10 protein-coding genes are annotated in these 17534 nt (G+C 64.0%); 3 read left to right on the top strand and 7 right to left on the bottom strand.

The window, feature by feature from the left end; translation table 11 throughout:
* Window positions 1–8: 8 nt before the first annotated feature.
* On the bottom strand, window positions 9–1619 hold the full coding sequence (locus Q0687_RS35390) for an MDR family MFS transporter (RefSeq protein WP_298887599.1): 1611 nt from the start codon (window positions 1617–1619) through the stop codon (window positions 9–11).
* Between the two features lie 116 nt (window positions 1620–1735).
* On the bottom strand, window positions 1736–2887 hold the full coding sequence (locus tag Q0687_RS35395) for an HlyD family secretion protein (protein ID WP_298887603.1): 1152 nt from the start codon (window positions 2885–2887) through the stop codon (window positions 1736–1738).
* Window positions 2888–3027: 140 nt separating this feature from the next.
* Here Q0687_RS35395 and Q0687_RS35400 point away from each other — a divergent pair, with 140 nt between their 5' ends.
* Window positions 3028–3939 (top strand): LysR family transcriptional regulator, encoded by a 912-nt coding sequence (locus Q0687_RS35400; RefSeq protein WP_298887605.1) that lies wholly within the window; start codon window positions 3028–3030, stop codon window positions 3937–3939.
* 237 nt (window positions 3940–4176) lie between these two features.
* On the opposite strand, the gene iaaH is transcribed toward Q0687_RS35400, so the two are convergent.
* Complete coding sequence (iaaH, locus tag Q0687_RS35405) at window positions 4177–5601, bottom strand: indoleacetamide hydrolase (RefSeq protein WP_298887606.1); 1425 nt, start codon at window positions 5599–5601, stop codon at window positions 4177–4179.
* A 75-nt stretch (window positions 5602–5676) separates the two neighbouring features.
* A complete protein-coding gene (locus tag Q0687_RS35410) occupies window positions 5677–9126 on the bottom strand; it encodes an indolepyruvate ferredoxin oxidoreductase family protein (protein ID WP_298887608.1) in 3450 nt (1149 codons plus the stop codon).
* 151 nt (window positions 9127–9277) lie between these two features.
* Here Q0687_RS35410 and Q0687_RS35415 point away from each other — a divergent pair, with 151 nt between their 5' ends.
* The gene (locus tag Q0687_RS35415; RefSeq protein ID WP_298887610.1) at window positions 9278–9733 is read left to right on the top strand and encodes an Lrp/AsnC family transcriptional regulator; all 456 of its coding nucleotides are present in this window, start codon (window positions 9278–9280) and stop codon (window positions 9731–9733) included.
* A 132-nt stretch (window positions 9734–9865) separates the two neighbouring features.
* Here the strand turns inward: Q0687_RS35415 and Q0687_RS35420 are convergent, their stop codons facing one another.
* From Q0687_RS35420 to Q0687_RS35430, 3 genes are read right to left on the bottom strand one after another with little or no spacing between them, the layout of a single operon-like run.
* Entirely contained in the window at window positions 9866–10651 is a 786-nt protein-coding gene (locus tag Q0687_RS35420; protein WP_298887614.1) for a fumarylacetoacetate hydrolase family protein, read from the bottom strand.
* A gap of 15 nt (window positions 10652–10666) precedes the next feature.
* Window positions 10667–12034 carry an LLM class flavin-dependent oxidoreductase gene (locus Q0687_RS35425; RefSeq protein WP_298887616.1) on the bottom strand — a complete coding sequence of 456 codons (1368 nt, stop codon included), beginning with the start codon at window positions 12032–12034 and terminating at the stop codon, window positions 10667–10669.
* Between the two features lie 21 nt (window positions 12035–12055).
* Entirely contained in the window at window positions 12056–13108 is a 1053-nt protein-coding gene (locus Q0687_RS35430; RefSeq protein WP_298887618.1) for an Ldh family oxidoreductase, read from the bottom strand.
* Between the two features lie 298 nt (window positions 13109–13406).
* On the opposite strand from Q0687_RS35430, the gene Q0687_RS35435 reads away from it, so the two are divergent.
* On the top strand, window positions 13407–17519 hold the full coding sequence (locus tag Q0687_RS35435; protein ID WP_298887620.1) for a GAF domain-containing protein: 4113 nt from the start codon (window positions 13407–13409) through the stop codon (window positions 17517–17519).
* Window positions 17520–17534: the final 15 nt, after the last annotated feature.

Below are 17534 nucleotides of genomic sequence, written 5' to 3' on the forward strand. Positions count from 1 at the left end.
GTTAGGGATCAGTGGGCTCCCCCGGCCGAGACGTGGCCGGGATTCTTCAGGAAGAGGGAGGCGATGAAGGCTACGATCAGCGCCAGGCCGAGCAGATAGAAGGTGTCGCTGAAGGCGAGGATAAAGGCCTGCTTCTGCACGATATGGCCGATCGCGACATAGGCGCGATGCGTGGCGTCGGCACGGTCGAGCACGCCGTGATTGATGAAATACTGCGTGAGCTGCTCCAGCCGCGTGCGTGTGGCCTGCTCGAAAACCGAGACCGATTGCGTCAGCACGTTGGAGTGATATTGCTCGCGCTTGGTCAGGAGCGTTTGCAGCACGGCAATGCCGATCGCACCGCCGAGATTGCGCATCATGTTGAATAGGCCCGACGCGGAGCCGGCATTCTCCGGTTCGATCCCGGCGGTGGCGACGGCCGAGAGCGGCGCGAACACAAAGGCCTGTCCAATGGCGCGAACGACGTTGGGCCAGAACAGCTGATCCGTGGCGTAATCATTCGTCATGTAGATGTTCATGAAGTTGGAGGCGGCAAACAGCGCGAAGCCGATGGCGATAATGATCCGGGCATCGAAACGCTGCATCAGCCGCGGCACAAGCGGGATCAACAACAGCTGTGGCAGGCCGGTCCACGCCAGAACCATGCCGATCTGTTCGGAATTGTAGCCCTGGATGCGCGACAGATAGACGGGCAAGATGAACACCGAACCATATAGCGCGATGCCCAGCAGGAAGTTGGCGAGGATGCCGAAGCCGAAATTGCGGCGAACCAACAGACGCAAATTGAGGAGCGGCTTCTTCACCGTGAGTTCGACGATCAGGAACGCGGTCAGCGCCACGGCAGCGATTACCGACAGTCTCACGATGAAGGGCGAGCCGAACCAATCGTCCTTGTTGCCTTCTTCCAGCACGGTCTGAAGCGCGGAGAGGCCGATCGCCATGGTGATGATGCCCGGCCAGTCGCCCTTGCGGAGCAGTGACAGCTTCATCGGCTTGGATTCCAGCGAGAACCAGAGCATCGCGATCATCAGCGTGCCGGGCACCAGGTTGACGTAGAAGATGTACTGCCAGCCCCAATTCTCGGTGAGATAACCGCCAATGGTCGGGCCGATCGCGGGCGCAAATGTCGCGGAGACCGCAAACAGCGCAAGTCCGATCGGCTGCTTCGCCTTCGGCAGGAGCGTGATGATGAGCGTGAACGCCATTGGAATCAGCACGCCGCCGCTAAAGCCCTGCACGGCGCGGAGAACGATCATCTGCGGCAGGTCTTGTGCCAGCGCGCAGGCTGCGGAAAACACCAGAAACAAGATCGCGTTGGTGAGCAAATAGATCCGGATCGAGAACACCTGCGCGAGCCAGCCGGACAGCGGGATCACCACGATCTCGGCGATCAGATAGGACGTCGAGATCCAGCCGCCGTCGTCGATGCCGGCGCCGATCGCGCCCTGGATGTCGGCGAGCGAGGCGTTGACGATCTGGATATTCAGCACCGCCATGAAGGCGCCGAGCGTGGCTCCGACCACCGCGATCCAGGTTTTGGCCGATACGGCGGGCGCAGTGGGTGCAGCGGGAGCGGGAAGGCTGGCAGCGTCGTTGACGGTCGGTTGAAGCGTGCTCATGGAAGCCTCGTCTCTGATGTGGAGACAGGATGCATCAGGCGGATGGGTTCGATAATCAGGGAAGTTCGGGAAGGATCATCCGGTAGGATTTTATAATCCTGCCGGGCCTGCACGTGTCAGCCGCCGTTCGCGCGCGGCGCGTTGTCGGCGACGCGCTTGCTCGTCTCGCGCTCGGCCACCACGGCCGCCTTGGTATCGACCGTCGGCACCGCCGACATGCCGGGCCGTAGCAGGCCGGTGAGGCTGTGATCGTCGAGCACGATCTTCACGGGCACACGCTGCACGATCTTGGTGAAATTGCCGGTGGCATTGTCCGGCGGCAGCAGCGCGAATTCAAGCCCGCTGGCCGGCGAAAGGCTGTCGACATGGCCGTGCAGCGTGCGATTGCGAAAGCTGTCGACGATCAGTTCGACAGGCTGGCCCGCACGCACATGCGTGAGCTGGGTCTCCTTGAAATTCGCGACTACATAGACCGCGTCGAGCGGAACCACCGCCATCAATTGCGTGCCGGCCTGCACGTACTGGCCGACGCGCAAGGACCGCGCGCCCACCGTGCCGTCAACGGGCGCAGTGATCTCGGTATAGGACAGGTTCAGCTCGGCCTGGTCGGCGACGGCGCGAGCGCGATCGAGCTGCGCGGTGGCCTGCGCACGCTGTGTGGTCAGCACATCGACCTTGCGCTGTGCGGCGAGCAGTCCCGACTTGGCGTGCTGCAATTGCGCGTTGCTGGCGCGGAGCGCCGCGTCGGTCTGCTGCGCGCGCTGGATCGTGCCGGAGCCCGACTTCATGAGATCGTCGTAGCGGGCGCGCTCCTCCTGCGCGAATTTCAGATTGGCATCGGCCGCGGCAACGTCGGCGGTGCTCTGCTCGATGACAGGCTGTTGCAGCTCGAGCTGGGCATCGAGGTTGCGGACCGAGGCTTCGGCGGCTGCGACATCCGCGCGGGCCTGGCCCAGCGCGGCCTTGAAGTCGCGGTCGTCGATCCTGGCCAGCACCTGGCCGGCCCGGACCTTCTCGTTGTCGCCGACCAGCACCTTTGCGATGTAGCCGGAGACCTTGGGGGCGATGATGGTGGAATCCGCCTTCACATAGGCGTCATCGGTCGTCTCGAGGTAGCGGCCGGTGGTCAGGTAATTGTAGCCAAAGTCGCCGGCCGCAGCGACGCCGAGAACCAGCGCCAGCGCGAGGGCCGCCCGCTTGATCGCCTTGCGGGATGGCTTCAGGCTGATTTTATCAGTTTTTTCAGTGGTGTAAGCTGCGTCCGACATGGCATCCTCCGGAGTCCCTGGGGCGTCCCGTCCCGAAGGGGCGCTGTTGTCTGGGCGGAAGATGCGCTGTCCCGGCCCTTGTGATAATCCGCCAAAAAGCAAAATGATTGTCCACCCACGCTGCATAATCCGAGGCGCTCATGGACCGGCTGACCAGCCTGACCGCTTTTGTCCGGGTCGTTGATACCGGCGGGTTCTCCGCCGCCGCCCGCAAGCTCGACATGTCCACGACCATGGTGAGCAACCACATCCAGGCACTGGAGGAGCGGCTCGGTGCGCGCCTGCTCAACCGCACCACGCGCAAGGTCAGCGTCACCGAGATCGGCAAGGCCTATTACGACCGCTGCATCCAGATCCTCGCCGACATCGAGCAGGCCGACGACATCGCCGGCGCGTTGCAATCGGTGCCACGCGGCACGCTGCGGATTCATTCCGCCACCCATATGGTGCCCTTTGTGGCGGGCGTCGTGGCCAAACTGCTCTCGACCTATCCGGAGGTGAAAGTCGACCTGCGCATGGGCGAAGCCAATGTCGATCTGATCGAGGAGGGCTATGACGTCGCGCTTCGCATGACGCCGCCGCCGGATTCCAGCCTGATCGTTCGCAGCCTCGCCACATGGCGCCACGTGTTGTGCTGCTCGCACGATTATCTCGAAAAGCACGGCCGCGTGCAGCAGCTCGCCGAGCTCACCGAGCATAACTGCGGCCGCCACCTCAACTATCCCCATGGTGATGAGTGGCGCTTCTTCGATCGCAAGGGCGCGCCCGCTTCGGTGCGCATTTCAGGCAGCCTCGTCACCAACAGCGGCGAGGCGCTCAGGCGGATGGTGATCGAGGGCGCCGGCATCGGCCTGCTCGCGGGGTTTCTGGTGAGCGATGATCTCGATGCCGGGCGGCTGGTGCGCCTCTTGCCGGAATACCGGCCTGTCGAGATGTCGATGAACGCGGTCTATCCGCATCGCCATCATCTGTCGGCGAAGGTCAGGACCTTCATTGACATGCTCGTGCATCACAGCGCCGAGCAGCAGAAGCTGATCAATCCGTATTCGTGAGGCTTAGCCGACGGGTGACAGCTCCCGTCATTGCGAGCGCAGCGAAGCAATCCAGAAATGCATCCGTGGAAAGACTCTGGATTGCTTCGCTGCGCTCGCAATGACGATGTGGATGCTGTTGGTCCAACAGCGGCAGTTTCGTAGGGTGGGCAAAGGCGCTCTTGCGCCGTGCCCACGATCTCTTGTCAATCGCCACAGGCGTGGGCACGCTTGCGCTTTGCCCACCCTACGAGAGCGTCAGCGCGGTGGCGGCAGTCGTCCAAACACAGAATCAAGTGCCACGCCGATCGCGAGCAGCCGCTCGTCGCTGCCTGACGGTCCGTCCAATTCAAGTCCGATCGGAAGCCTGCTGGTCGCACCCAGCGCAACCGGAATCTGAATGCCGGGAATCCCGGCATTGCTGCCGGGATCGGTGTTCTGGATGAACAGTCCAAAGTTTTCGAGACTGCTCGACTCCGGATTGGAGGCAATCGCAACCCGCGGCGTGGTCGGGAAGGCGATGGCGTCGAGCTTGTTGCTGGCAAATGTCCGCGCATACAGCGCCTGGAGCGCGGGCCGCGCAATATTGATCGCATGATCATAGACCGGCTTCGCATCGACCAAGCTGCCGTCGGGCGCCGGCAATTTGCGCGGCAGCACCAGGCCCTCATAAGTGCCCTTGACGTCAGGGCTCGCGATTTGCGCGACCATCGCCTCGATGGTCACGCCCGTGCCGGTGCGCTTGAGATAGGCGACCATGTCGTCATAGGCCTCATAAAGCGCGACGGGAAATCCGACCTGGCCGTTGAGCTGGGCAAGCTCCGGCATCTCGATGTCGACCACGGTCACGCCTTGCGCTTTCAATCGGCCGAGCGCTCCATGGAACGCGGCTTCCGTATCGCCGTCGAGGTTGGCCAGCATGCTCTTCACAAGGCCGAGGCGGACCTGCCTAAGATCGGCGGGCTGCACGGCATCGCCGCCAGCGATGACGCGATCGAGGAGCGCGACGTCAGCCATGGTGGCCGCCATCGGGCCGGCGGTGTCGCGGGTGTGCGAGATCGGCGCGATGCCGGCCTGCTGATAGCGGCCGACGGTCGGCCGCAGCGAGGCACAGCCGTTCAGCGCGGCAGGCACGCGCACGGAGCCGCCGGTGTCGGTGCCAAGTCCGCCCGCCACGATCCGCGCGCCGATCGCGGCGCCCGTTCCCGAGGAGGAGCCGCCGGCGATCAGGCCGTGGTCATAAGCGTTGCGCACGCCATATTCGGCGCCGGTCTTGAACGCGGTGTTGTAACCGGAGATGCCGAATGCAAGCTCGTGCATACTGGTCTTGCCGATGATGACGGCGCCCGCGGCGCGCAGCTTCGCCACCACGGGGGCGTCAACGCTCGGAATGAAGCTTTTCAGCGCCGGCGTTCCAGCGGTGCAGGGCAATCCCGCGACTTCGATATTGTCCTTGATCACAACAGGAACGCCGCCAAGCGGCTTGCTCCCGGCGCCTGCGCCCCGCGTATCGAACGCGACTGCGGCTTTCAGAGCCCCTTCTTCATCCAGGGTGATGAACGCGTTCAGGTCGCCATTTGCTTTGGCGCGGGCGAGTGCCGCAGAGGTGATTGCATGGCTCGTGATTTTTCCGGCCGCGAGCTCCGCCGCGGCCTCGGTCAGGGTTATCTGGTCGAAATCCATGATGAGCCACCCGATTGCAGGGCTCCAAGAGGGAGCCGCTTCAATCCGCAAGGCTGAAGCCTCGGTGGCGTCGCGTCAACCCGTGGCGCGCATCTTTACCGGCGAAGATGCGGCGAGACGGGCGAGCAACTGCTCGACCTCGGGTTTCACCTTCGCGATGGCGATGTCTTTGACCGGCCCGTAGCCACGGATCTCCATCGGGGCCCTGGCGATGGCGACGAGCTCGGGCAGATGGGCCGCGTCGATCTTGCCCAATATTTGCGTGATGACGCCCTCATACCAGGCAATCAGCTCTCGCTCTGTGCGCCGCTCAGCGGTGTAGCCGAACGGATCGAACGGCGTTCCGCGCAGCACCTTGAGCCGCGCCAATACCGCGAGCGGCATCTGGATCCACTGCCCGAAGGCGCGCTTGCGCGGGCGGCCGCGTGCATCGTGGCCTGAGGTGAGGAACGGCGGCGCGAGATGATACTGCACGCTGAATCCGTCCTCGAATTCGCGCTTCAGCTCGTCGAGGAAGCCGCTTCTCATGTGCAGACGCGCAACCTCATACTCGTCCTTGTAGGCCATCAGCTTGAACAGAGCGCGGGCGACTGCCTCGGTCAGCGCCTCACTGTCGAACCCGGCTTCGGCGCTGCGGACCTTGGCGACAAGCGCCCGATAACGCGCCGCGTGGGCGTCATCCTGGTAGGCAGCGAGGAAATCGGAGCGCCTGATGATGAGCTCGTCGAGCGTCTCGGCTTTTGGCGCTTCATTCGCTTTCGGCAGGAACTCGGGATCGGCGGCGGCGATGCGGCCCCACGCGAAAGCCTGTTTGTTGCGGTCGACCGCGACGCCGTTCAGCTCGATCGCGCGCAGCAGCGCTGATAGCGAGACCGGCACGATGCCGCGCTGCCAGGCAAAGCCGAGCATGATGATATTGGCATAGACGGCATCGCCGAGCAGGCGCTCGGCCAGCGCGTTGGTGTTGATGGTGTCCAGATTGTCGTTGCCGATGACCTGCCGGATCGCACGCAGACGGGCGGGCGAGGCGAGGTCGGCGTCGCGGAAGCGGACGACATCGCCTGTCGGCATCTCCGCGGTGTTGACAGCAGCGCGCGTGCCGCGGCGGTAGGTGCCGGATGCCTTCGGCGACGAGCTGACGACAAGGTCACAGCCGATCAACGCGTCGGCAGCGCCCTGGTCGATACGGACCTGATGCAGCGCTTCGGGTGAGGCGGCAAGACGGATGTAGCTCAGCACGGGACCGAATTTCTGCGCAAAGCCGGTGAAGTCCAGTACCGAGACGCCGCGGCGCTCCAGATGCGCGGCCATGCCGATCAGCGCGCCGACGGTGATCACGCCGGTGCCGCCGACGCCGGTCACGAGCAGATCGTAGGGACGATCCAGTGTTGCGGGGGCGGGCAGGGCGAGCGTCGCCGAACGGCCGATCGCATCAATCTGGCTGGCGCTCTTCTTCCGTCGCGTCGCGCCTTCGACGGTGACGAAGCTCGGGCAGAAGCCGTTGAGGCAGGAAAAATCCTTGTTGCAGGCCGACAGATTGATCTGGCGCTTGCGGCCGAACGGCGTCTCCTTCGGCTCGACGCTGAGGCAATTGGACTCGACCGAGCAGTCGCCGCAGCCTTCGCAGACGAGATCGTTGATATAGGCAAAGCGCTTGGGATCGGCCATCTGCCCGCGCTTGCGTCGGCGCCGTTTCTCGGTGGCGCAGGTCTGTTGATAGATCAGCACCGAGACGCCGGAGACGTCGCGCAGCTCGCGCTGCACGGCGTCCATCTCCTCGCGGGGGTGGATGGTGACGCCACTGGGCAGGTCTGCGGGTGAAAACTGCGACGGCTCATCCGACACCAGCGCGATGCGCGCCACGCCCTCGGCGCGGACGCTGTGCGCGATGGCATGCACGCTGACGGGGCCGTCGACCGGCTGGCCGCCGGTCATGGCGACGGCGTCGTTGAACAGGATCTTGTAGGTGATGTTGGCCTTTGCCGCGATCGCCTGACGGATCGCCATCGAGCCGGAATGATAATAGGTGCCTTCGCCGAGATTCTGGAACACGTGCTTGCGGCCGGTAAATCGCGACGACGCCGCCCAGTTCACGCCCTCGCCGCCCATCTGGATCAGCGAGGAGGTCTCGCGATCCATCCAGCTCGCCATGAAGTGGCAGCCGATGCCGGCCAGCGCCTTCGATCCCTCGGGCACTTTCGTCGAGGTGTTGTGGGGGCAGCCCGAGCAGAAATAGGGCGTGCGCGCTGCGCCCGCGACACTGATGGTGCGTTCGGCTTCCGGCAGCAGCGCGGCGGCGCGCGCGGCGAGATTGAGCCCCGGAAACATCGGATCGAGCCGGCGCGCCAGAACGGATGCCAGCGCACGTGGCGACATCTCGCCGATCCAGGAGATCAGCCGTGCGCCGGTTTCGTCGTGCTTGCCGACCATGCGCTCGGGCTTGCTGCCCGGATAGTCGTAAAAATACTCCTTGAACTGGCTCTCGATGATTCCGCGCTTCTCCTCGACCACGAGGATCTCGCGCTTGCCCTTCACGAAGTCCATAGCGTCGTGGAGCGCCAGCGGCCAGACCATGCCGACCTTGTAGATGTCGATGCCGATGCTGCGGCAGGCGGCCTCGTCGAGGCCCATCAGCCGCAGCGCTTCCATCAGATCGAGATGCGCCTTGCCCGTGGTGACGATGCCGTAGGTGGCGTTGGGAATGTCGTAGATGTGGCGATCGATCGGATTGGCCTTGGCAAAGGCGTAGACCGCGTGCTTCTTCGCCTCCAGCCGCTCCTCGATCTGCGGGCCCGGCAGGTCGGGCCAGCGATAGTGCAGTCCATCAGGCGGCGGTGTGAAGTCGGGCGTGCGGAAGGCGCGGGGCGGGCGCAGGACGACGGAGGCGCCTGATTCCACGATCTCCGAGATCGCCTTGAAGCCGACCCACATGCCGGAGAAGCGGCTCAGCGCGTAACCATACTCGCCGAACGCGAGATATTCGTCGACGCTTGCAGGGTGCAGCGTCGGCATGAACCAGCTCATGAAGGCGACGTCGGACTGGTGCGGCATGGAGGAGGAGACGCAGCCATGGTCGTCGCCGGCGACCACCAGCACGCCGCCATGCGGCGAGGAGCCGTAGGCATTGCCGTGCTTGAGTGCATCGCCGGAGCGATCGACGCCGGGGCCCTTGCCGTACCACAGCCCGAACACGCCATCGACCTCGCGATCGGCTTGCGTCTCGACCTGCTGCGAGCCGAGCACGGCGGTCGCCGCGAGGTCCTCGTTCACCGCGGGAAGAAACTCGATGCGATCGCGCTCGAGGCGTTCCTGGATACGCCAGAGTTCGAGATCGATGCCGCCAAGCGGCGAGCCGCGATAGCCGGAGATGAAACCGGCGGTGTTGAGTCCAGCCGCCCGATCGCGTCGCACCTGATCGAGCGCGATGCGGACGATCGCCTGTGTGCCCGTGAGAAAGACGCGGCCCTCGGCGCGATCGTAACGGTCGGAGAGTTCGTAAGCGTCGAGTGACGGAATGGCGTCCATGGTGGACCTCGCGCGGCGTCCTGCCGATAGCGAAGGTTAGGCCCGGGGCCCTGGTAGGTCTTACCTATTTATCCCCGAACAACCCAAGAAACGGTAGATTTTTGCCAGCTAGCCTGAGATTTGGTAAGATCTATCGATTTGAGGGCCATCGATGATCGAAGACCATGACACCAGGATTCTCGCCCATCTCCAGAAGGATGGTCGCGCCACCAACCAGCAGCTCGCGGATGAGGTTGGCATGTCGACCTCGGCCTGCTGGCGCCGGGTGCGCGCGCTCGAGGAGAGCGGCGTCATCCGCGGCTATGCCGCGCTCGTCGCGCGCGAGCAGGCGGGCTTTGCGATGTCGGCCATCCTCCATGTTTCGCTGGAGCGGCACGACGCCAAGTTCGTCGACGAGTTCGTCTCGCGCGTCACCACGCGCCGCGAAGTGCTGGAGTGTTTTGCGACCACGGGTGATGCCGATTATCATTTGCGCGTCGTCGTGCAGGACATGGCGGCCTACAACCGCTTTCTCGATGAGTTCATGTTCCGCATTCCCGGCATCCGCTACGTCCGCAGCAATGTGGTGCTGAAGGAGATCAAGACCAGCGTGGCGCTGCCGTTTTGATACACGGGAAGTCTCGTAGTCTCGTAGGGTAGGTAAAGCAAAGCGTGCCCACGCTTTTTAGCGACCGAGAGAGATGGTGGGCACGGCGAAGAGCGCCTTTGCCTGCCCTACGGCACCTGTGCTACGGGATCGCTACCGCCCCTCCCGCACAAACCTGCTCCGCAATGTGCCGACGCCCGTGATGTCGATTTCCACGACGTCGCCGTGCTTGATATCGGGCGAGGCACCATCGGTGCCCATCCAGATCACATCACCCGGCCACAAAGTAAAATACTTGGTCAGCTCGACCAGGAACGGCACCACGCCAAAAATCATGTCGTTCGTGTGGAAGCGGTTGGTCTCCTTGCCATTGACCCGGACAACCGTTTCCATCTTGTCGAGATCGGCCTCGGTCTCGATCCACGGCCCCATCGGCTTGAACGTGTCGGCATTCTTGGAGCGCCACAGGCTGCGATCGGCCTTCTGCCATGAGCGCTCGCTGACGTCGTTGCCGATGGTATAGCCGAACACGCAATCCATCGCGTTCCGTTCGGTAAGATGCTTCGCCTTCTTGCCGATGACGACCACGAGCTCGCCCTCGTAGTGGATCTTCTCCGTCGCGAACGACGGAATCACGACATCCTCGTCATGCGCGATCAGCGCATTCTGGGCGCGATAGCCGATTTCGGGCCTGTCAGGCACGGCCGGCACCGTGCCGGCCTTGTCGGCGGCTTCCTTGAGGTGCTTCAGATAATTCAGCCCGACGCAGTAGAAGGTGCGCGGGATCAGCGGGAGCTCGATCTTGACCTCGGCCAGCGGGTGCGTGCGCGAGGTGCGCTGCCACTGGCCAAAGGGATCGCCGTCAACCGCAATCACCTGGTCGCGTTCGATGATGCCCCACGACGTCTTGCCAGAGGCGGTGAATTTCAGCCAGCGCATATTGTGTCCTCGTTATTATTCCGCAGCATTGCGCGGCTGCACTTTCCACGCGCCGGCGGCGGGCCGCTTCAGTCCGAGATTCTCCCGAAGCGTCTTGCCGCGGTAGTCGTTCTGGAACAGGCCGCGCCGCTGCAGCTCCGGCACCACATGCTGGACGAAATCGGCATAGGAGCCGGGCACATAAGTGGCCGCAATGACAAAGCCGTCGCAACCGCGCTCGACGAACATCTCTTCAAGCTTGTCCGCGATCTCCTTGGGGCCGCCGACCATGGCATCGTGCACCTGGCCGCGGCCGGAGAAGGTGACGAAGTCGCGCGCGCTCGGATTGCTCTTGCCCGAAGTCTTCAGCACGCCGTCACGGATGCCCAGGATGCCCTGCATGCTCTTGAGGTCGTCCGTCGTCAGCGGCGCGTCGAGATCCTTGGAAGCGAAGTCGTAATTGAGCGCTTCGGCGAGCAGCGACAGCGCGTCGATTTCCAGCGGCAGCTTGTTGATCAGCGCCATCTTGTCCTCGGCCTCCGCCTTGGTCGCAGCGCAGACCGGCGTTGTCAGATTGCAGAGGAACATCTGGTCTGGATCGCGGCCGGCCTTGGCGGCCTCGTTGCGCACGGCCGCATAGCCGTCCTTGGCGCCCTGAAGATTGCGCGCGGCGGTGAAGATCACCTCGCCCCATCGTCCGGCAAAGCGCTGGCCGCGGCCGGATGCACCGGCCTGGATGATGACAGGATGGCCCTGGTCCGAACGCGGCACGGTAAATGGACCGCGCGACTTGAAGTTTGCGCCCTTGTGATCCAGCCGCTTTACCTTGGCTGGATCGGCAAAGCGGCCGCTCTTTTTGTCCATGATCAGCGCGCCGTCTTCCCATGTGTCCCAATGGCCGAGCACCACCTCCATGAACTCATCGGCCTTGTCGTAGCGGGAATCGTGTTCGGGATGGGAGTCCCGCCCCATGTTGAGCGCCTCGCCGTCATTGAGCGAGGTCACGACGTTCCAGCCGGCGCGGCCGCCCGACATCAGATCGAGCGTGGCAAAGCGGCGCGCAACGTCGAACGGTTCGTAATAGGTGGTCGAGCATGTGGCGCCCAAGCCGAGCTTGTCGGTGACCATGCCCATCGTGGTCAGCACGATCAGCGGATCCATCTTCACGCAGCGAATGCCGTATTCGACGGTGTGGGCGTGATCGTTGCCGTAGCGGTCCGGCATGGCGAGACGATCGTCGAAGAATGCCATGTGGAACTTGCCGGCTTCGAGAATTCTCGCGATTTCCTGGTAATAGTCCGCCGACATGGAGTCGCTGCGCGAATCCGGATGCCGCCACGAACTCGGCAAGTTCGTGCAGTTCTGCGCCTGTAGGAAGCCGACCAGGACCATCTGCCTGAACATGCTGCTGTTCTCCTGATGCCGTCAGGCCAGATCGAGGACGGTGTCGAGCCTGTAGTCACGCGCCAGCGCGCGCAGCTTCTCCCAGGTCGCGTCCTCGACTTCGATGCCATCGCGCAGGCGCTGCTGCTCGCGCACACCTTCGAGCTCGCCGGGATAGTAGACGCCCTTGCTGCCCTCGGACGGCGGCGTCGATTTCAGATAGCGCGCGAACTCCGCGACCTCGCGCTTGAATTCCTTCAGCGGGCGGAAGGCGGCGACGTTGAACACCGCCATGAAGCACCCGTCATTATGCCGTCCCGTCGGCTCGACGCCGAAGCCGAGACCGGTGAGCAGCCCGCAGAGCACCTCGACCATCGCGGCAAGACCGCTGCCCTTGTAGCCCTCGGTGCCGCCCAGCGGCAGCAGCGCGCCGCCCTTGCGATATTGGGTGGGATCGGTGGTGTGTCGACCCTCGGCATCGATGATCCACCCCGTGGGAATTTCATCGCCGCGGGCAACCGCGAGCTGGATCTTGCCGGCGGCAACCGCCGAGGTCGCCATGTCCAGATAGAACGGCGTCTCGAGATCGGACGGCACTGCGATCGAGATCGGGTTGGTGCCGAGTCGCGCCTCCTTGCCGCCGAACGGCGCGACATGCTTTGGCGAACGGCCGGAATCGGCGGTGGCAATCCCGATCATGCCCTCGCGCATCGCCATCAGCGGATAGGCAGCGAGACGGCCGACATGGCTTTGCCGGAACACGGTGCAGGCTGCAACATTCGCTGTCTTCGCCTTCTCGATCGTCAGCGCCATCGCTTTCGCGTTGACGTGGAAACCAAAGCCCCAATGACCGTCGATCACGGTGGTGGTCGGCGATTCCTGCACGATGGTCCAGTTCGCCCCGGGGACGATGTGCCCGGCCTTGATGCGGTCGATGTAGGTGGGAACCGCGATCACGCCGTGAGAGTCATGCCCGGCGAGATTGGCGTTGACGCAGCCGACGGCAACGGCATCGGCTTCTTCCTCGGAGGCACCGGCGGCCCGAAGCAGCGCAGCGCTGATGCGCGTGAGGCGGTCGGCCTTGACGACGGGCATGGCGTTCCCTCGGCTTTCGTGCCCTTAACGGGCTGCTTGTTGGACGCCATCGTCTCAAAGCGGGCGTGCGATATCAATCTCCCGTAAACCAATACAGGGCTGCAAATTCGTAAACAGGGCACGCCTTTCGTCGAAGCGACCTCCCGCGCGGCGGTATTTCCGGAGGTTTTTCGCTGGTCGTTCGCAGCTCGTTCACTCTGATCGGCGGTTTCCCTGCCGCAATAACGACCACTTAGGCGATCCCCGTTCATAACGTGGCCTGGGATAAAGCGGCAGAAATGCCCCGGGAGCTGAGACCGTGCCGACGACACTCGCGCGCACCTTTGCGGCGTTGAGCGCCATCAATGAAGCGATTCTCTACGCGAAATCGCCGGACGAGCTGTACCAGAAGGTCTGCGACGCCGGGTTTTCGAGTGGCGACTTTTTGGCCGTCGCCGTGTTCCTGGTCGAGCCGGACGGTCAGCGGCTTCGTTTCGCCGCCGGTTGCGGCGACGACATTCCACGGCTGAGCTCGCTCACGATCACCACGGACGCCGGCACACCCGAAGGGTCGGGCGTCGGTGGCGAGGCATTTCGTAATCAGAAGCTGTGCATCAGCAACGACTATCTGAACGATCCGCGGTCGCTGGCGTGGCGCGCAGGCGCGGCCAGTGCCCATATCGGTGCGGCTGCGGCGCTGCCGCTGCTCTGCAACGGCAAGAGCGTCGGCGTGCTCTATGTGACCCGCAGCGAAGCCAACTCGCTCAATGAGCAGATGGTGTCGCTGTTCGAGCGCATGTCGGCCAACGTTTCCTACGCATTGGATCACTTCGCGCGCGAGACCGCGCGGCAGACCAGCGAGCGTGCGACGCGGCGGCTCAACCGCATGTTCGGCGCGCTCAGTGCCACCAACGAAGCGATCCTGCGCGCCAAATCCGAGCGCGAGCTCTATCAGCTGGTCTGTGACGCCTCCGTGCACGGCGGCAAGTCGCTCGCGACTTTCGTCCTGCTGCGCGAGCAAAATTCGCACTGGCTCACGCCGGTGGCCGCAACCGGGCAAAATCTCGATCTGATCAAGCAGGCGCACTACTCGATCGATCCCGACAATCCTTACGGTCGCGGCATCTCCGGTCAGGTCTTCCGGACGCAGAAGGCGATGGTCGAAGACGACCTCGTCGGTCGAACCAGGGGAACGACTTGGGAGCAGGCGAACATCAATGCGGGGACGGTCGCGTGCGTCGCCGCGCCGCTGATCAAGCGCGGAACCAGCGTTGGCGTGATGTTCTTTTTCGTCAGCAAGTCCTGGGCGAAAGACGATGGCATCGTCGCGCTGTTGCTGCGTATGACCGAGAACGTATGCTTTGCGCTCCAGAATTTCGATCGCGACGAGGAGAAGGCGGAGATCGCGCGCGAGGAGGAACGCCTGGCGCGCATGTATGCCGCGCTGAGCGCCACCAATGAGGCGATCATCCGGGCAACGTCGCGCGCCGAGCTGTTCAATCTCGTATGCGAAGCATCCGTGCAGGGCGGCAAGTTCGGGTCGGCGACGATTGCGCTTGCCGAGCCAGCCTCGGAGCTGCTGCGTGTCGTCGCCTCTGCGGGACCGAATTCCGACGAAGTGCGCAGCCTCAAATTCGCAACGACGGACAAGGTGCCGGAAGGACGAGGCCTGACCGGCACGTGTTTCCGCACCGGAAAGCCGTGCCTGACCAACGACCTGCTGTCCGATGAGCGGCTCAAGCCGTGGCACGACAGCGCGCGCCGCACCGGCGTCAAATCCTCCGCTGTGCTGCCGCTTCTCAACGGCGACCGCACTGAGGGCGTGTTCGTGTTCAATTCGCTCGAGATCGGCACGTTTACGCCCGAGCTGGTCGAATTGCTGGAACGTCTTGCGCGCAACGTGTCATTCGCCATCGCAAATCTCGACCGCGCCGAGGAGAAGGCGAAGGCCGATAAGCAGCGAGACCGTCTGAGCGGCATGTTCGCGGCATTGAGCGCCACCAACGAAGCCATCATGCGCGCCGAGACCCGCGAGGAGCTGTTTGACGTCGCCTGTCAGGCGGCCGTGCTCGGTGACGTGTTTGCCTCGGCCACCATCGGCATTCTCGATGATGCCAGGGAATGCGTCCGCGTCGTCGCGGTGAAAGGGCGCCTCCAGGAAAGGATGACTGGGCGCACCTGTTGCGTTTCCGCCGATCATCCGGAGGGTCAGGGAATCATCGGGATTTCGCTGCGTACCCGCCGACCAAGCGTCATCAACGATTATCTGAACGATCCGCGGTCGGCGCATTGGCATTCCAAGGCGATCGAGGATGGGACGCGGGCCGCTGCAAGCTTCCCCTTACTGCGCGAGGGCCAGGAGCCGATCGGCATCCTGTTGTTTCTGGCGCCGGAGGAAGACACGTTCACGCCCGACCTCATCCAGCTCCTGGACCGTCTGGCCGAGAACGTGTCCTTCGCGCTCGACAATTTCGATCGCGCCGAGGAAAAGGCCCGCACCGAGGCGCAGAAGGAGCGCCTGACGCGCATGTTTGCGGCGCTGAGCGCCACCAACGAAGCCATCATGCGCGCGAAATCGCGGGCCGAGCTGTTCGACCTCGTCTGCCTCGCCGCATCGAACGGCGCCAAGTTCACCTCGACGACGATCGCGCTCGCCGGCGCCGACAGCGACCAGCTCGAGATCGTGGCGAGCGCCGGACCGTCGTCGGATACGACGCGCAACGTCCGCCTCTCCATCGACCCCGATCGTCCCGAAGGGCGCGGGATGAGCGGCACCGCGTTCCGCACCCGCCAGCCATGCATCAGCAACGACTATCTCAATGACGATCGCGTTCGGGCCTTCCACGCCGTCGTCCGCGGCGACGGCGCGCGGTCGGGCGCGGCATTCCCGCTCGTCGCGCACGATCAGGCCGTCGGCGTCATGATCTACATGTCGACCGAGCCGGCCACCTTCACGCCGGAGTTCGTCGAGCTGTTGCAGCGCCTTGCCGACAACGTCTCCTTTGCGATGGAGAACTTCGATCGCGCCGACGAGAAGCATGAGGCCGACGAGCGGATCGAATACCTCGCATCGCATGACAGCCTCACCGACCTGCCGAATCGGGAGACCTTCAACGGGCTGCTGCGCGGAGCGATCGACGAAGCCCAGCGCCGCGATCACCATTTCGCATTGCTGTTCATCGATCTCGACCGATTCAAGGTCATAAACGATTCGCTCGGGCACGAGGCAGGCGACCTGCTTCTGCTCGAGGTCGCGAACCGCTTGCGCAATGCGCTGCGGGCGAGCGACGTGGTGGCGCGGCTCGGCGGCGACGAGTTCGTGGTGATCCTTGATCAGTGCGGCCAGATTGACGATGTCCAGTGCATCGCGACCGAGTTGCTCGCCGTGCTCGCCGAGCCCATGGAGCTCGCCGGCCACGAGTGCCACACCACGGCGTCGATTGGTATCGCGATGTATCCGGCCAACGGTGCCGATGCACAGACGCTGACCAAGAATGCCGACATGGCGATGTATCTCGCCAAGGAAGACGGCAAGAACGGCTATCGCTTCTTCTCCAAGGAAGTGAAGACGCAGTCGATCGAACGGCTGTCGCTCGAAAGCGCGCTGCGCCGCGCGCTGGAGCGCGAGCAGTTCTCGCTGCACTATCAGCCCAAGGTCGACATGGAGACGGGGCAGATCACCGGTGTGGAAGCGCTGCTCCGCTGGAATCATCCAGATCTCGGCAGCGTCTCGCCGGCGCAGTTCATCCCGCTTGCGGAAGAAACCGGCTTGATCGTGCCGATCGGCCGCTGGGTGCTGAACGAAGCCTGCGCGCAGGCGATGGCCTGGCAGCGGCGCGGCCTGCTGCCGCTGTCGATGGCGGTGAACCTGTCGCCGCGGCAGTTCGCGGACGAGCATCTGTTGCAGGACGTCGACGAAGCCCTGGCGGCCTCCGGCATGTCGCCGGTGCTGCTCCAGCTGGAAGTCACCGAGAGCATGATGATGCGCAATGTCGGTCGTGCGCTCAAGGTGCTCGACGCCATCCAGAGCCGCGGCATCCGCTTGGCAATCGACGATTTCGGCACCGGCTATTCGTCGATGTCGCTGATGAAGCATTTCCCGATCGACACCATCAAGATCGACCGCTCTTTCGTGCGCGACCTGCCGCAGGATTCGGAGGATCAGGCGATCGCGCAGGCGATCATCAGTATGGGCAAGGCGCTCGGCATGACCGTGGTGGCCGAGGGCGTCGAGAACGCCGAGCAGGAGGCTTTCCTGCGCACCCATGGCTGCGACGAGATGCAGGGCTTCCTGATCTCCAAGCCGCTGCCGGCGAAGCAGATGGCCGAGCTGTTGCGGCCGATGGAGCTGGCGGTCTCGCCGCCGATCCAGCCGGAGACGGATCCGGTCGTGGACGACGCGGGACTGGTGTTGAAGCGCGCCGTCGTCTGACGGCTGCTCAGCGCG

The organism is uncultured Bradyrhizobium sp. (genome assembly GCF_936928535.1).
Taxonomy (GTDB): domain Bacteria; phylum Pseudomonadota; class Alphaproteobacteria; order Rhizobiales; family Xanthobacteraceae; genus Bradyrhizobium.

Excerpts from the sequence above, each read along its gene's own strand:
- Q0687_RS35390 (WP_298887599.1), bottom strand. The coding sequence starts at position 1,619 with ATGAGCACGCTTCAACCGACCGTCAACGACGCTGCCAGCCTTCCCGCT.
- Q0687_RS35395 (WP_298887603.1), bottom strand. The coding sequence starts at position 2,887 with ATGTCGGACGCAGCTTACACCACTGAAAAAACTGATAAAATCAGCCTG.
- Q0687_RS35400 (WP_298887605.1), top strand. The coding sequence starts at position 3,028 with ATGGACCGGCTGACCAGCCTGACCGCTTTTGTCCGGGTCGTTGATACC.
- iaaH (WP_298887606.1), bottom strand. The coding sequence starts at position 5,601 with ATGGATTTCGACCAGATAACCCTGACCGAGGCCGCGGCGGAGCTCGCG.
- Q0687_RS35410 (WP_298887608.1), bottom strand. The coding sequence starts at position 9,126 with ATGGACGCCATTCCGTCACTCGACGCTTACGAACTCTCCGACCGTTAC.
- Q0687_RS35415 (WP_298887610.1), top strand. The coding sequence starts at position 9,278 with ATGATCGAAGACCATGACACCAGGATTCTCGCCCATCTCCAGAAGGAT.
- Q0687_RS35420 (WP_298887614.1), bottom strand. The coding sequence starts at position 10,651 with ATGCGCTGGCTGAAATTCACCGCCTCTGGCAAGACGTCGTGGGGCATC.
- Q0687_RS35425 (WP_298887616.1), bottom strand. The coding sequence starts at position 12,034 with ATGTTCAGGCAGATGGTCCTGGTCGGCTTCCTACAGGCGCAGAACTGC.
- Q0687_RS35430 (WP_298887618.1), bottom strand. The coding sequence starts at position 13,108 with ATGCCCGTCGTCAAGGCCGACCGCCTCACGCGCATCAGCGCTGCGCTG.